This window comes from Polymorphospora sp. NPDC051019 (assembly GCF_040683055.1).
GTDB classification, from domain to species: domain Bacteria; phylum Actinomycetota; class Actinomycetes; order Mycobacteriales; family Micromonosporaceae; genus Polymorphospora; species Polymorphospora lycopeni.
Window position 1 is genome coordinate 343,343 of the sequence record NZ_JBFBCH010000003.1, and the last position, 14,420, is coordinate 357,762.

The window sequence follows — 14,420 nt, forward strand, 5'->3', positions numbered from 1 at the left end:
GACCGACCGCGTGAGGGGGTACTCGACGCGGGTGCTGTACATCATCGCCTGTGGCTCACCGCTCGCCCGCAACGTGGGCCGCCTGGTGGCGCTGGCCCAGGACCAGGGCTGGGACGTCTGCGTCGTCACCACACCCGACGGCCGCAAGTTCGTCGACGTGCCGGCCCTGGCCGCCCAGACCACCCATCCGGTACGCAGCAACTACAAGAACCCCGGCGACCCCGACGTGTTACCGCCGCCCGACGCCATCATCGTGGCGCCGGCGACGGTGAACACGGTCAACAAGTGGGCCGCCGGGATCGCCGACACCCTCGCCCTCGGCCTGCTGGTCGAGGGGCAGGGCCGGGGGTTGCCGATCGTCGTGATGCCGTACACCAACTCGGCGATGGCGGCCCATCCGGTGTTCCGCGACAACCTGACCCGGCTGCGGGGCTGGGGGGTGACCGTCCTCTTCGGCGACGACGTGATGCCCCTGCACGCCCCGGGCACCGGGGAGAAGAGCCTCGACAGCTTCCCGTGGCGGCTCGCCATCGGCGCGCTGCACGCCGCCGTCGGCGTCGACGGACGCCGCCCCTGAGGACCCACCCGCCCGGCGGCCCCGGCGACGTGGCCGGCGGGCGGCGGCCGCCCACCGCCGAGGAGGGCTCCGGGCCGGGCGGTAGCCGGTAAGCTGGGCCGCCGTGAGCACAACTGGATCGCGACCGGGGCCCGCCGACGGGGTGGCGGGCGACGGCGGCCACACGGTCGGTGACGTCGTCGCGGCGCTCGAACGCCGCTACCCGCCGGCCTGGGCCGAGCAGTGGGACCGGGTCGGGCTGGTCGTCGGCGACCCCCGGGCCGCCGTACGGCGGGTGCTGTGCGTCGTCGACTGCGTGCCGGAGACGGTCGCCGAGGCGGTCGAGGCCGGCGCCGACCTGATCGTGGCCCACCATCCGCTCCTGCTGCGCGGGGTGTCCTCGGTCGCCGTGACGACCTACAAGGGCCGCGCCGTCCACCGGCTCATCAAGCACGACATCGCCCTCTACGTGGCGCACACCAACGCCGACGTCGCCAGTCCCGGCGTCTCCGACGCGCTGGCCGCCCGGCTGGGCCTGACCGACCTGCGTCCGCTGCGCCCGGCGGCCCCGGACGGCCCGGCCGCCGGCGGCGGGCGCGGGATCGGGCGGATCGGCCGGCTGTCCCGCCCGATGACCCTCGCCGAGCTGACCGCGTTGGCCGCCGTCGCCCTGCCGAGGACCACCTGGGGCGTACGCGCCGGCGGCGCCGCCGACCGCCGGATCGAGACGGTGGCGGTCTGCGGCGGGGCCGGCGACTCCTACCTCGGTGCCGCCGTCGCGGCCGGCGTCGACGCCTACCTGACCGCCGACCTGCGCCACCACCCGGCCAGCGAGCACCTGGCCGAGGGCGGCCCGGCACTGCTCGACGCCGCGCACTGGGCGACCGAGCGGCCCTGGCTCGACGACGTCGCCGACCACCTGCGCGCCGATCCCGGCCTGCCCGTCATCGTGTCCGATGTGGACACCGACCCGTGGACGTTGCACGCCAACTCCGTACCCACCCCAAAGGAGCCCACTCCGTGAAGGCCGACCCGCAAGACCAGCGTCGCCTGCTCGACCTTCAGGCGATCGACACCGCGCTCGCCCAGCTCGCCCACAAGCGGCGTACCCTGCCCGAGCACGCCGGGCTGGACGAGCTGGCCCGGGAGCTGTCGGCGCTGGAGGACGAGCGGGTCCGCGCCCAGGTCACCGTCGACGACCTCGACCGGGACATCGCCCGGCTGGAGCGCGACATCGAACAGGTCCGGGTCCGCAAGGACAAGGACCAGGACCGGCTGACGGCCGGGCGCGGCCCGGCCCGCGAACTCGAGGCCCTCCAGCACGAGCTGAACTCGCTCAACCGCCGGCAGACCGAACTCGAGGACGCCGAACTGGAACTGATGGAGCAGCGGGAGACCGCCCAGGCCGCCGTCGACGACGTCGAGAGCCGGCTCGCGCAGACCCGGAACAAGCGCGCGGCGACCGAGGTGCGACGCGACCAGGCGCTGGCCGACATCACCAAGGAGGAGGAGTTCAAGACCACCGCCCGCCAGCCGCTCGCCGCGGACCTGCCCGCCGATCTGGTCACCCTCTACGACAAGATCCGCGAGTCGTCGGGCGGCCTCGGCGCCGCGCTGGTGACCCACGGCCGGTGCGGTGGCTGCCGGCTGGAGCTGTACGGCGCGGACCGGGCCCGGATCAAGGCGGCCCCCGCCGACGAGGTCGTGCGCTGCGAGGAGTGCCGGCGCATCATGGTCCGTACCGCGGAATCCGGTCTGTGACCGGCGGCCCGAAGGTCGTCGTCGAGGCCGACGGCGGAGCCCGCGGCAATCCCGGACCGGCCGGCTTCGGCGCCGTCGTCCGTGACGCCGGCACCGGCGAGGTGCTCGCCGAGCGGGCCGAGGCGATCGGCGTCGCCACCAACAACGTCGCGGAATACCGCGGGCTGCTCGCCGGCCTGGAGGCCGCCGCCGAACTCGGCGCCAGCGAGGTCGACGTCCGGATGGACTCGAAGCTGGTCGTCGAGCAGATGTCCGGCCGCTGGCAGATCAAGAACGCCGGCCTGCGGCCGCTCGCCGCCCAGGCCGCCACCCTCGTACGCCGCTTCGACGCGGTCACCTTCGGCTGGATCCCGCGCGAGCGCAACAAGCACGCCGACGGGCTGGCCAACGCCGCGATGGACCGCGCCGCCGGCAAGCCGGCCCGGGGGCCGGCCGGTGCCGTCGTCACCGCCGCCGAGCCGGGCGCGGTCGGGCCGGCGCGGGCCGCCGCGCCGGTCCCCGGGCCGGCGGCCGGCGGGGTGGACGAGGAGGCCCGCCAGGTCGCCGGCCCCGACTCGGCGGCCCGGGCACAGGCCCGGGAGGTCGCCGCGCGGGCGGCGGCGAAGGGCGGCGCGGCCCGGCCGACGTGGGAACCCCGGCCGGTGTCGGCGGCGACCCGGCTGGTGCTGCTCCGGCACGGCGAGACCGACTACACCGCCCAGCGCCGCTACTCCGGGCGCGGCGACATTCCGCTGTCCGAACGGGGCCGGGACCAGGTCGCCGCCGCCGCCGACCGGATCGCCCGGCTCGTCGGCGACACGCCGGTCGCGGCCGTGGTCACCTCACCGCTGTCGCGCTGTACGGCCACCGCCGAGGCGGTCGCCGCGACGCTCGGCGGACCGCCGGTGGTGGTCGAGCCGGACCTGATCGAGGTCGACTTCGGCGTCTGGGAGGGACACACCTTCGCCGAGGTACGCGACCGCTGGCCGGCCGAACTCGACCGGTGGCTGAAGTCGGTGGCGGTGGCGCCGCCCGGTGGCGAGTCGTTCGCGGCGGTCACCAAACGGGTCCGCCGGGTCGCGGCGGGGCTGCTGACGACGTACCCGGGTGGGACCGTGGTGGTGGTCTCGCACGTCTCGCCGGTGAAGATCCTGCTGCGCGACGCGCTCGCGGCGGGCGACGCGTTCCTGCACCGCCTCTACCTCGACCCGGCTGGACTGTCCGTAGTGGACACCTGGCCGGACGGCAACGTCGCCGTACGCACGGTCAACGACACGTCCCACCTGCGCTGAAAGCCGAAAGCCGCCCCCCGACGCCTGGCGCCGGGGGCGGCTTCTGCGTTGATCAAGGGGATGTTGTGGGCGAATCAGACGCGGATCGCCATGATTTCTCCTCGATCGGCGGGCTTTGGTCCGCCGACGTGGGAGCCCTGGGGCGGGTGGGGATTGACCCGGGTCGTGGTTCGGCATACCTTCGTCAATCAGCAAAGTTTCCTAACTGATTTCGGCTCCAACCCGCCAGGGAGTACGAATGCGCAGAGATCTCGGCCGCCGCGTCGCGGCCGTCGTCGCCACCGTCGCCGTGCTGGTCACCGTGGCCCCCGCCAGCTCCGCCAACGCCTTCGGGGGCAACCGGCACCGCGACGGCTTCCACAAGGTCGGCTACTTCACCCAGTGGGGCATCTACGGCCGGGCCTTCACCGTCAAGAAACTCCACGACTCCGGTGCCGCCGCCCGCCTCACCCACGTCAACTACGCCTTCGGCAACGTCTCCGAGGACGGCCGCTGCTACATCGACGGCGGCCCCGGCGAAGGCGACCCGTGGGCCGACTACCAGCGGCCGGTGCCCGCGGAGGAGAGCGTCGACGGCGTCGCCGACACCTGGGGCGAACCCCTCAACGGCAACTTCGGCCAACTCCAGAAGCTCAAGACCCTGCACCCCGACCTCAAGGTGATGATCTCGCTCGGTGGCTGGAGCTGGTCGACGTACTTCTCCAACGCGGCCGTCACCAAGGAGGCCCGGGAACGGTTCGTCGCCTCCTGCATCGACCTCTACATCAAGGGCAACCTGCCCAACCCGGACGGCAGCGCCGGCGGCCCCGGCGCCGCGGCCGGCCTCTTCGACGGCATCGACCTCGACTGGGAATGGCCCGGCTCGGCCGGTGAACCCGGCAACGTCATCCGCCCCGAGGACAAGCAGAACTTCACCGCCCTCGCCGCCGAGTTCCGCCGCCAGCTCGACGCCGTCGGCCACACCGACCGCAAGCACTACGAGCTGACCGCGTTCGTACCGGCCAACCCGACCGCGATCGACGCCGGCTTCGAGGTCCGCAAGGTGCTGAAGAGCTTCGACTTCGTCACCGTGCAGGGCTACGACTTCCACGGCAGCTGGGAATCGGTCGCCAACCACCAGTCGGCGCTGCGGGTGCCGGCCGGCGCCACCGAACCGGCGTACTCCGTCGACCGCACCATCGACGCCTGGACCTCCCGGGGCGCGCCGCGCGACAAGCTCGTGCTCGGCATCCCCTACTACGGGCGCGGCTGGACCGGGATCACCGGCAGCCGGACCGGCCTGTTCGGCAACTCGACCGGGCCGGCGCCGGCGACGTGGGACGCCGGCTACGAGGACTACAAGCTGCTGAAGAACCTGGTCGGCAAGAACGGCTACCGGGTGCACCGCGACCTGCGCGCCGGCCACGCCTGGCTCTTCGACGGCACCACCTTCTGGACGTACGACGACCCGGCCGTCGTGCTGCAGAAGGCCCTGTACATCCGGACCAAGGGCCTCGGCGGCGCGATGATGTGGTCGCTGGACGGCGACGACGAGAACGCCACCCTCACCCGCACCATCCACCTGGGCCTCTGGACCCCGTAACGCGTTGTGGCCCGGCGCCCTTCCGGCGCCGGGCCCTTGATCCCCGTGATCAGGGACTTTGTCACGCGTGTCGTCGGTGTGCCGGGGTGCACGGCCCCTGATCACGGGGATCAAGGGCGGGGTGGGCTGCTCCGACGACCAGAACGTAGGATTGTCGGCGCGACGGACGAGTCGATCGGGCGGTCGCGTCGGTGGGTGCGAACCCGCCGCCGAGGAACGTCCGGACTCCACAGGGCAGGGTGGTTGCTAACGGCAACCCGGGGCGACCCGCGGGAAAGTGCCACAGAAAACAAACCGCCGGACCGGACAACCGGGCCGGTAAGGGTGAAACGGTGGGGTAAGAGCCCACCAGCATCCCGGGTGACCGGGATGGCTCGGTAAACCCCACCCGGAGCAAGGCCAAGAAGGGCCCTCGCCGCAAGGCGATGGTCTGCGCAGGCGTTCGAGGGCGGCCCGCCCGAGCCTGCGGGTAGGCCGCTCGAGCCTGCCGGCAACGGCAGGCCTAGATGGATGGCCGCCACCGACGTCACCGGTCTCCGGTGGCGCCGGTCACAGAATCCGGCGTACAGGTCGACTCGTCCGTCGCTCCCAGTTCGTTGGTCTGTTACGCACTAGAAGATCGAGTCGTGCACGTGACTCAGTACGTGCAGAGCGACCCAGGCGGCTTGCAGTACGACGCCGACCGAGCCCCCGACAAGCCCCAGGACCGCCACCGCACGGCAGAGAGCGTGGGCGCTTGCCCGGATCCCGAAAACGCCGAACACGACGCCGGCGACTCCCGAGAGGGCGCTGAATTCGAGGTGCGGGAACAGCGGCATCCAGACCACGCCTCCGGCCAGCGCCAAGAGCGACAGGGCCGGGCCCGTGTAGTCGACGACCGGGCTCCGGTGCTCGCGCTCCGCCAGCGGCAGGTCGGCGACCAGGGCCTCCAGTTCGCTGTAGGTCTTCGCGGCATACGCCTGCCCTGACCGATCGCCAAGCTCGGCGAGGGACAGTCGCCCCTCGCCGGCAGCGGTACCGAGCCGGGTCACGACAGCTTCCCGGTCACGATCGGACACCCGCAGGTCGTTCACAAGCGGAGCCTACTGACGACCCGGTCATGCTGATGGGCTCTCGCCGATTCTCGCTGTGCCAGGTGTGCCGTGACGAGTCGGGCGGCCGCGTCCAGGCCCGCTCTGCCCAGACTGACGTCGAGCGGTCTGCCCCATCGGCCGGTCAGACATCATGGGGCCGTGCACGCGGTGCGGATGCCCTGCTGGGTGGACGGAACCCTGATCGGCCTCGGCGAGGTCATGCGGTGCCTCGGTGATCGCGGGTCGCTGCACTGGCGACTGTTCTGGGCGGAGTTCAACGGCGACGTCCGCGCCGTGTGGCCGCAGGGCACCCTTGCCGTCGAGGATCAGTCACGGGAGCCGGCGGGTGTGCGGCTCTCCTGGGCGGAGATGGTGGCGCTGGCCGACACGGACGTTCAGGTCATCGACGGTGACTTCGTCGGGTTCGACGACGCCGGCCTGCCACGGTCGCGGATCCTCATGGTCGACAGCGGTCACTGGTGGGTCTGGTCCGTCGAGCCCGCCGACTATGCGCGCGTCCGGGAGACCTTCGTCCGCGTGGCGACGGAGTCCCACGTACCGCCGGAGCCCGCCGTCGGATGACCGGTGCCGCGTCCACAGTGTTCGGAGTCGCGTCACGTGTGCCTCGCCGACGCCCGGCCGGCGGCCGGAACGCACCGGGTACGGCGCAGCGGTGGCGGGGCGGCCGTGCGCGGTGCAGAGTTATGCCATGAGTGGCATCGGAAGTGATGTGCAGTACTACTGGTGCACGCGTCACCACCGGGTCGAGACCCCGAGCGACAAGTGCGCCGACCGGTACGTGCTCGGGCCGTACCCGACCCGGGCCGCCGCCGAGCAGGCGATGCGGCGGGTCGACGAGCGCAACGCCGCCTGGAAGGCGGAGGACGAACGCTGGGCCGGCGACGAGCGGTAGCGCCGTTCACGATCGTCAGGTGCACAGCGGCGGCAGGTACGGCGTGTCGTACCGCTGGGCACCTGACGATCAAGGGAGAGGGAGCGGGAGCACGATCGAGGGAACCGGATCGAGCCGTCGCGGTGATCGCGTCGGGCCACCGGCACTGGTAGGAATGACCGGTGGTGATCCGTCGCATACTCGCGCCCCGCATCGACTTCGGCGGCCTGCGCCGCGAACTGGACCTGCCGACGGAGTTCCCGCCCCCGGCGCTGGTCGAGGCCGAGGAGGCGGCCGGTGTGGCGCCGCCCGAACTCGACCGCACCGACCTGCCGCTGGTGACGATCGACCCGCCGACGTCGCGTGACCTGGACCAGGCGGTGTGCCTGGCCCGCCGGGCGGGCGGCGGCTACCGGGTGCACTACGCGATCGCCGACGTGGTGCCGTTCGTCCGGCCCGGTGGCGCGCTGGAGGCGGAGACGTGGCGGCGCGGCCAGACCATCTACCTGCCGGACGGCAAGGTGCCGCTGCACCCGACCGTGCTGAGCGAGGGCGCGGCGAGCCTGCTGCCGGACGTCGTACGACCCGCCGTGCTGTGGACGATCGACCTGGACGCCGACGGGGCGATCACCGAGGTCGACGTACGGCGGGCCCGGGTACGCAGTCGCGCCAAGCTCGACTACGCCGGTGTGCAGGCCGACGTCGACGCGGGAACGGTGCCGGAGCCGGTCGCCCTGCTGCCGGAGATCGGGGCGCTGCTGGTCGAGCGGGGGCTGGACCGGGGTGCGGTCAACCTGCCGCTGCCGGAGCAGGAGATCGAGCCGCACGGCGACGGTTGGCGGCTGGTGCTGCGCCCGCCCCGGCTGATCGAGGACTACAACGCGCAGATCTCGCTGCTGACCGGGATGGCCGCCGCCGGTATCATGCTCGCCGGCCGGATCGGGCTGCTGCGTACGATGCCGGCGCCGCGACCGGACGCGGTCGAGCGCCTTCGGGTCGCCGCGGCCGGACTCGGCGTCGACTGGCCGGCGGATCTCGCGGTCGGGCGGATGCTGGCGGCGGTCGACCCGGCCGACCCGCGTGGTGCCGCGTTTCTCGACCAGGCGGCCGAGTTGATGCGGGGCGCCGGCTACACCGCCTTCGACGGTGACGTCCCGGACGATCCCGGGCACGGGGGAGTGGCGGCGCCGTACGCGCACGTCACCGCGCCGCTGCGCCGGCTCGCCGACCGGTACGCGACCGAGGTGTGCCTGGCCCTGCACGCCGGGGAACCGGTGCCGGACTGGCTGCGGGCGGCGCTGCCGAAGATGCCGGAGCTGATGACGTCGACCGACCGGGTCGCGTCGGCCGCCGACCGGGGCGCGATCGACCTGGTGGAGGCGGTCCTTCTGCGGGACCGGGTCGGTGAGGAGTTCGACGCGGCGGTGGTCGACGTGGACGCCCCGCCGAAGCCGCCGGCCAGCACCGGGGACGGCGGCAACGCGGGGCGCAAGGTCCGCCGGCCGGCCGGGCGGATCGCGATCGACGAGCCGCCGGTACGCGCCCGCTGCGAGGGTGAGCTGCCGTTGGGTGAGCGGATCCGGGTACGCCTGGTCGCGGCCGACCCGGCCACCCGCAAGGTCCTCTTCGAACGCGCCTGACGGCGGGCGCCGTCGCGCCTGACGGCGGGCGCCGTCGCGCCTGGCGGCGGGACGGCTGTGATCGTCTGCTGTTCAGGCGTTCGTCGTGCGGCGTGTCGACCGTCTGGGCAGCAGACGATCATGAGGCGGTTCACGTCACAAACACCGGCGCACCGCTGCCGGAAGGTGACCGTCATTTGCGAGGATGATCCGCATGGGATATGACGCGAGCACGCTGCCCGACGTGTCCGGGCTCACCGTAGGCATCATCGGCGGCACCGGCGATCAGGGGCGCGGCCTCGCCTACCGGTTCGCGCGGGCCGGCCTGTCCGTGCTCGTCGGCTCCCGTTCCGCCGAGCGCGCCGTCCAGTCGGCGCGCGAGATCGCCGCGCTGCCCGGCGTACCGGCCGGCACCGGCGTCGACGGCGGTGACAACGTCGACGTCTCCACCCGCTCCGACATCGTGATCATCGCGGTGCCGTGGGACGGGCACGCCGCGACCGTCGCCGCGCTCCGCGAACCGCTCGCCGGCAAGATCGTCATCGACTGCGTGAATCCGCTCGGCTTCGACAAGCAGGGGCCGTACGCGCTCAAGGTCGAGGAGGGCAGCGCCGTCCAGCAGGCCGCCGCCCTGCTGCCCGAGTCCCGGGTGGCGGCGGCGTTCAACCATGTCAGCGCCCCGCTGCTCGCCGACCCGGAGATCGACCGGATCGAGTTGGACGTACTCATCGCCACCGAGGACCGCGAGGTGGCGGGGGTGGTGGCCGCGCTGACCGCCACCATCCCCGGGATGCGGGGCGTCTACGCCGGGCGGCTGCGCAACGCCCACCAGATCGAGGCGTTCACCGCCAACCTGATCGCCATCAACAAGCGCTACAAGGCGCACGCCGGCGTCCGCGTCACCGACGTCTGATCCCGGCCGTCCGGCGCCGTCGTGCGTGACGACCTGGGTACGGAGGTACGGCTGCCGGCGCCACCGCGCCGGGTGGTGTCGCTGGTGCCGTCGCTGACCGAGGCGGTGGCGGTGAGCGCGCCGGGACTGCTCGTGGCGGCCACCGACTACTGCACCCATCCCGGCGACCTCGACGTGCCCCGGGTCGGCGGCACGAAGTTTCCGGCGCTCGACGGCGTGCTGTCCGCCGTACCCGATCTGGTGCTGGCGAACGCGGAGGAGAACCGGCGCGCGGACGTCGAGGCGCTGCGGGCCGCCGGGGTGCCGGTGTGGGTGACGTATCCGCGGACGCTGCCCGAGGCGCTGCGGTCGCTTGCGCGGATGCTGGCCCGGCTCGACGTGCCGGCGCCGCCGTGGCTGGCGGCGGCCGCCGACGCGTGGGCGCGGCCGTGGGACGGGCCGGTACGCCGGGCGGTGGTGCCGGTGTGGCGGCGGCCGTGGGTCGTCCTCGGGGGCGGCACGTTCGCCGGTGACCTGCTGCGCCGGCTCGGCGTGCACAACGTCTACGACGACGCGGCCGACCGCTATCCGCGCCCGCCACTGCCGGAGTTGCTCGGCCGGCGGCCGGAACTGGTGGTGCTGCCCGACGAGCCGTACGCGTTCACCGCGACGGACGGGCCGGAGGCGTTTCCCGGGGTGCCGTACGCGCTGGTCTCCGGCCGCCACCTGACCTGGTACGGCCCGTCCCTGGCCGAGGCCAGAACCCTGCTGGCCACCCAGCTGGCAACAACCTGACGCCCGGCCGCCGCCCCGCCCGTCCGGGCGGCGGGCGCCGCCGCAAGATCCGCGTGATCAGGGATTACGTCGCCCGACGCGCCGACGACACGCCAGACTTAATCCCTGATCACGCGGATCAAGGGGATCACGCGGATCATGGCGGAGCATGCGGATCCGGGCGGGGTGCGGCGGTTAGAAGGTGTGTTCGGCCGCCGGGAAGGTGGCCTCGCGGACCTCTTCGGCGAAGGCCAGCGTGGCTTCGGTCAGGACCGTCGCCAGGTCGGCGTAGCGCTTGACGAAGCGGGGGGCCTTGCCGGTGCGCAGGCCGGCCATGTCCTGCCAGACCAGCACCTGGGCGTCGGTGTGCGGGCCGGCGCCGATGCCCACCGTCGGGATGGCCAGGTCGTGGCTGATCCGCTTGGCCACGTCGCCGGGCACCATCTCCAGCACCACCGCGAACGCGCCCGCCTCGGCCACCGCGTGCGCGTCGGCGACGACGTCCTCGGCCGCGCCGCCGCGTCCCTGCACCCGGTAGCCGCCGATCGCGTGCTCGCTCTGCGGGGTGAACCCGATGTGCGCCATCACCGGGATGCCGGCGCCGGTGATCGCGGCGATCTGCGGCGCGGTCCGCCGGCCACCCTCCAGCTTGACGGCGTGGCAGCCGCCCTCCTTCATGAACCGTACGGCGGTGCGCAGCGCCTGGGTCGGCCCCTCCTCGTACGACCCGAACGGCAGGTCGCCGACGACCAGCGACCGCTTCGTGGCCCGTACGACGGCTCTGACCAGCGGGATCAGTTCGTCGACGGTGACCGGGACGGTCGTCTCGTAGCCGAACACGTTGTTGGCCGCCGAGTCGCCGACCAGCAGCACCGGCACCCCGGCCTGGTCGAAGATCGCCGCGGTGTACTGGTCGTACGACGTCAGCATCGGCCAGCGTTCGCCGCGCTCCTTGGCGGCGAGCAGGTCGCGGGTGCGGACCCGCCGGGTGGCCGGCCCGCCGTAGAGGGTGGGCACCTCGTCGGACCGGGCCGGGCCGGCCCCGGCTGTGGCGGGGCGGTCCGGCGCGTTCTTCTCGGTCATGCTGCTCTCCTCTCCTCGAGGCCGCGTTCGCGGTCCCCGGGTCTGCGGCGATCGTCGCACCGTCGCCGGGCCGCAGGTGAGGGCGCAGTGCAGCTTTTCACACTTCTGATGCCCGCTTTCTCCGTCGTTACTCGGACTGTTCCCGCCACCGGTTGGTGATCGGCAGCCGCCGATCCCGGCCGAATGCCTTGATCGATATCTTGCTGCCGGGTGCGGACTGCCGGCGCTTGTACTCGGCGATGTCGACCATCCGTAGCACCCTGTCGACGACGGCCGGGTCGTGGCCGGCCGCCACCAGGTCGTCGCGGCCGAGGTCGCCGTCGACGTAGCCGGTGAGGATGGCGTCGAGCACCGCGTAGTCCGGCAGCGAGTCGGTGTCGAGCTGCCCGGGCCGCAGTTCGGCGCTGGGCGGCTTGCTGATCGAGCTTTCCGGGATCGGCGGCTGCGCGCCGCGCCGGGCGGCGTCGGCGTTGCGCCACTCCGCCAGCTTCCAGACCAGCGACTTCCACACGTCCTTGAGCGGGTTGAAGCCGCCGACCGAGTCGCCGTACAGGGTGGAGTAGCCGACCGCCAGCTCGCTCTTGTTGCCGGTGGTCAGCACCAGGTGGCCCTCCTGGTTGGAGACCGCCATAAGCAGCACGCCCCGGACCCGGGCCTGCAGGTTCTCCACGCTCATCCCGGAGAGCGACAGGTTGGCCAGGAACGCGTCGACCATCGGCTGGACCGGTTCGGTGCGGTAGTCGAGGCCGGTGCGCTTGGCCAGGTCGGCGGCGTCGTCGCGGGAGTGTTCCGAGGAGTGCTGGCTCGGCATCGAGACGCCGACGACCCGGTCCGGGCCGAGCGCGTCGACCGCGATGGCGGCGACCACCGAGGAGTCGATGCCGCCGGAGAGCCCGAGCACCACCGACCGGAAGCCGTTCTTGTTCACGTAGTCGCGCAGGCCGAGCACCAGCGCCTGCCAGATCTCCGCCTCGTCGGTCACCCGCTCGGCGATCCCGCCGTCGACCCGGTCACCGGCCGGGCCGGCCGCCGGGGCGGTGTCGCTCAGGTGGACCCGGACCACGGTCAGGCCGTCGGCGGCGGTCTCCGGCGACCCGTCGGCCGCCGACGCGGTGCCGGTCGTGGCCGTGCCGGACGCCGGGTCGGTGGCCGCCGGCAGTTCCACGTCGTGCAGCAGCAGGTGCCCGTCGAACTGCGGGGCCCGGGTGAGCAGCGTCCCGTCGGCGGTCACGATCATCGAGTCGCCGTCGAAGACCAGTTCGTCCTGGCCGCCGACCATGTTGACGTACGCGATCGTGGCGCCGGCCTCGGCGGCCCGCCGCTGGACCAGCGGCAGCCGTACGTCGTCCTTGTTGACCTCGTACGGCGAGCCGTTGATGTTGACGACCAGCCCGACCCCGGCGCGGCGGGCGGCGGCGAACGGGCCGCCGGCCTGCCACAGGTCCTCGCAGATGGTCAGGGCCACGTCGACGCCGGCGATGCGGACCACGGTCAGCGTGTCGCCGGGTACGAAGTAGCGGTCCTCGTCGAAGACGCCGTAGTTGGGCAGGTGGTGCTTGAAGTAGCTGGCCACGATCCGCCCGCCGTGCAGGACCGCCGCCGCGTTGCGCGGCCCCCGGCCGGGCGTCGCCGCCGCGCTGATCGTCGCCGGCCCGTCGGCGTCGAGGTAGCCGACGACCACCGGCACCGACCCGAGGCCGGCCGCGTCGAGGTCGGCGGCGAGGCCGCGCAGGGCGGCCCGGGACGCGGTCACGAACGACTCCCGGAACACCAGATCCTCGACCGGATAGCCGGTCAGCATCATCTCCGGAAAGGCGATCAGGTGGGCCCCGGCGGCGACGGCGGCACGGGTGCGATCGACGACGATCGCCGCGTTGCCGGCGAGATCACCGACGGTCGGGTTGACCTGGGCGAGGGCTAGACGCAGGGTCGGCATGTGCCCATCTTGCCCCGCCGGTGCCGGGCCGACCGTCGTGACGCGGTCCGTGGGCCGGTGGGCTCGGTCACCGCCTCGGTCACCGGCGGCCGGCCGAGGCGGCGCAGCAACCCGAGAAGCTTGTCGACGGCCCGGCCCAGCGTCGGCGCCGCCCGCGCCGGGTCGACGGTGCCCGCCGGCCCGAGGTGGCGCAGCACCGACAGCACCGGCCCGACCCGGCCCACCGCGAGATAGCCACCGACCTCGCCGTGCGCGCCGCGGGCGGTCAGGACCAGGCCGTACGTCTCGTCGGCGACCCGCCCCAGCGTCAGCGGTCCGACCCGTACGGTGACCGCCGTGCCGTCGTCGAGCCGGGCGTCGAACTCCCGGCACCCGCCGGACGCGGTGCGCAGGTGCCCGACGGCGCGTTCCGCCCCGTCACCGGCGAACCTGACCGACGCCTGCCGCAGCAGCGCGCCGGTCGGGTGCGCGTGGTCGGCCGTCACCGACTCGGTGGCGTCCTCCGGTTCGGTGGCGAGGTCCCAGGGGCGTTCGAAGAGCGTCCGGCACCGCTCGGTGCGGTCCGGGCCGGACGTGGCCGGGCCGGCGCGACCCGGGCCGGCTGGCGCCGGGCCGGCGCGACCCGGGGCGGTCGACGCGGGGCGGGGACGCGGGCTGAACCCGGCCGGCAGGTCGGTCCGGTCGAGCAGCGTGGTGCCCAGTTCCGGCTGGCGGGCGATGGCCGGCCCGTCCGGGGTGGACGGGGCGGCGGCGGGGGCGGCGGCCGGCGGCCCGCTGCGGGGTACGCCGACCACGCCGGTCAGCACCAGGACGGCGGCCAGGACCGGGCCGAGGGCCACCCCGGCCAGGACCGTCGTACGCCGGACGCGGCCCGGAATCCGGCGGCCGGCTCCACGTGTTCGGTGTCCCATGAGCCTCCTCTGCCGTACGTTTGGGATCAACGTCGAGGAACCGGACAGGTTGTGTGCGACCCGCCATCCG

14 protein-coding genes and 1 other RNA gene are annotated in these 14,420 nt (G+C 73.4%); 11 read left to right on the forward strand and 4 right to left on the reverse strand.

Annotation, left to right across the window (positions count from 1 at the left end):
* The first annotated feature begins 31 nt into the window (after nucleotides 1–31).
* The 6 genes from AB0M79_RS08460 (at nucleotide 32) to rnpB (ending at nucleotide 5,752) form a co-directional block, all read left to right on the forward strand.
* Nucleotides 32–577 carry a flavoprotein gene (locus AB0M79_RS08460; protein ID WP_364209560.1) on the forward strand — a complete coding sequence of 182 codons (546 nt, stop codon included), beginning with the start codon at nucleotides 32–34 and terminating at the stop codon, nucleotides 575–577.
* Nucleotides 578–719: 142 nt separating this feature from the next.
* Nucleotides 720–1,580, forward strand: a complete 861-nt coding sequence (locus tag AB0M79_RS08465) for a Nif3-like dinuclear metal center hexameric protein (RefSeq protein ID WP_364209927.1) — start codon at nucleotides 720–722, stop codon at nucleotides 1,578–1,580.
* The gene (locus tag AB0M79_RS08470) at nucleotides 1,577–2,317 is read left to right on the forward strand and encodes a C4-type zinc ribbon domain-containing protein (RefSeq protein WP_364209563.1); all 741 of its coding nucleotides are present in this window, start codon (nucleotides 1,577–1,579) and stop codon (nucleotides 2,315–2,317) included. The genes AB0M79_RS08465 and AB0M79_RS08470 overlap by 4 nt, the downstream gene beginning before the upstream one ends.
* Entirely contained in the window at nucleotides 2,314–3,588 is a 1,275-nt protein-coding gene (locus AB0M79_RS08475) for a bifunctional RNase H/acid phosphatase (protein ID WP_364209566.1), read from the forward strand. The genes AB0M79_RS08470 and AB0M79_RS08475 overlap by 4 nt, the downstream gene beginning before the upstream one ends.
* 238 nt (nucleotides 3,589–3,826) lie before the next feature.
* Nucleotides 3,827–5,170 (forward strand): glycoside hydrolase family 18 protein, encoded by a 1,344-nt coding sequence (locus AB0M79_RS08480; protein ID WP_364209569.1) that lies wholly within the window; start codon nucleotides 3,827–3,829, stop codon nucleotides 5,168–5,170.
* A gap of 167 nt (nucleotides 5,171–5,337) precedes the next feature.
* Nucleotides 5,338–5,752: RNase P RNA component class A (gene rnpB / locus AB0M79_RS08485), an RNA gene on the forward strand.
* A gap of 29 nt (nucleotides 5,753–5,781) precedes the next feature.
* Here the strand turns inward: rnpB and AB0M79_RS08490 are convergent.
* On the reverse strand, nucleotides 5,782–6,243 hold the full coding sequence (locus AB0M79_RS08490; RefSeq protein WP_364209572.1) for a DUF1707 domain-containing protein: 462 nt from the start codon (nucleotides 6,241–6,243) through the stop codon (nucleotides 5,782–5,784).
* 159 nt (nucleotides 6,244–6,402) lie between these two features.
* On the opposite strand from AB0M79_RS08490, the gene AB0M79_RS08495 reads away from it, so the two are divergent.
* The 5 genes from AB0M79_RS08495 to AB0M79_RS08515 all read left to right on the forward strand — a co-directional run bounded on the left by AB0M79_RS08495 (nucleotide 6,403) and on the right by AB0M79_RS08515 (nucleotide 10,441).
* Complete coding sequence (locus AB0M79_RS08495) at nucleotides 6,403–6,825, forward strand: hypothetical protein (protein ID WP_364209575.1); 423 nt, start codon at nucleotides 6,403–6,405, stop codon at nucleotides 6,823–6,825.
* A gap of 127 nt (nucleotides 6,826–6,952) precedes the next feature.
* A complete protein-coding gene (locus AB0M79_RS08500; protein WP_364209578.1) occupies nucleotides 6,953–7,156 on the forward strand; it encodes a hypothetical protein in 204 nt (67 codons plus the stop codon).
* A gap of 161 nt (nucleotides 7,157–7,317) precedes the next feature.
* Nucleotides 7,318–8,775, forward strand: coding sequence for an RNB domain-containing ribonuclease (locus tag AB0M79_RS08505; protein WP_364209581.1), 1,458 nt, complete (start codon nucleotides 7,318–7,320; stop codon nucleotides 8,773–8,775).
* A gap of 193 nt (nucleotides 8,776–8,968) precedes the next feature.
* Nucleotides 8,969–9,667 carry an NADPH-dependent F420 reductase gene (gene npdG / locus AB0M79_RS08510; protein WP_364209584.1) on the forward strand — a complete coding sequence of 233 codons (699 nt, stop codon included), beginning with the start codon at nucleotides 8,969–8,971 and terminating at the stop codon, nucleotides 9,665–9,667.
* Nucleotides 9,668–9,688: 21 nt separating this feature from the next.
* Nucleotides 9,689–10,441 carry a helical backbone metal receptor gene (locus AB0M79_RS08515; protein WP_364209587.1) on the forward strand — a complete coding sequence of 251 codons (753 nt, stop codon included), beginning with the start codon at nucleotides 9,689–9,691 and terminating at the stop codon, nucleotides 10,439–10,441.
* Nucleotides 10,442–10,615: 174 nt separating this feature from the next.
* Here the strand turns inward: AB0M79_RS08515 and panB are convergent, their stop codons facing one another.
* From panB to AB0M79_RS08530, 3 genes are all read right to left on the reverse strand, one after another.
* Nucleotides 10,616–11,503 carry a 3-methyl-2-oxobutanoate hydroxymethyltransferase gene (panB, locus tag AB0M79_RS08520; protein WP_364209590.1) on the reverse strand — a complete coding sequence of 296 codons (888 nt, stop codon included), beginning with the start codon at nucleotides 11,501–11,503 and terminating at the stop codon, nucleotides 10,616–10,618.
* A 127-nt stretch (nucleotides 11,504–11,630) separates the two neighbouring features.
* Nucleotides 11,631–13,439 carry an NAD+ synthase gene (locus tag AB0M79_RS08525; RefSeq protein WP_364209593.1) on the reverse strand — a complete coding sequence of 603 codons (1,809 nt, stop codon included), beginning with the start codon at nucleotides 13,437–13,439 and terminating at the stop codon, nucleotides 11,631–11,633.
* A complete protein-coding gene (locus AB0M79_RS08530) occupies nucleotides 13,421–14,350 on the reverse strand; it encodes a hypothetical protein (protein WP_364209596.1) in 930 nt (309 codons plus the stop codon). The genes AB0M79_RS08525 and AB0M79_RS08530 overlap by 19 nt, the downstream gene beginning before the upstream one ends.
* Between the last annotated feature and the right edge of the window lie 70 nt (nucleotides 14,351–14,420).

What these genes read in the sequence shown, in the direction of transcription:
- AB0M79_RS08480 (WP_364209569.1), top strand. Translation starts at nt 3,827, where the DNA reads ATGCGCAGAGATCTCGGCCGCCGCGTCGCGGCCGTCGTCGCCACCGTC.
- npdG (WP_364209584.1), top strand. Translation starts at nt 8,969, where the DNA reads ATGGGATATGACGCGAGCACGCTGCCCGACGTGTCCGGGCTCACCGTA.
- AB0M79_RS08500 (WP_364209578.1), top strand. Translation starts at nt 6,953, where the DNA reads ATGAGTGGCATCGGAAGTGATGTGCAGTACTACTGGTGCACGCGTCAC.
- panB (WP_364209590.1), bottom strand. Translation starts at nt 11,503, where the DNA reads ATGACCGAGAAGAACGCGCCGGACCGCCCCGCCACAGCCGGGGCCGGC.
- AB0M79_RS08530 (WP_364209596.1), bottom strand. Translation starts at nt 14,350, where the DNA reads ATGGGACACCGAACACGTGGAGCCGGCCGCCGGATTCCGGGCCGCGTC.
- AB0M79_RS08525 (WP_364209593.1), bottom strand. Translation starts at nt 13,439, where the DNA reads ATGCCGACCCTGCGTCTAGCCCTCGCCCAGGTCAACCCGACCGTCGGT.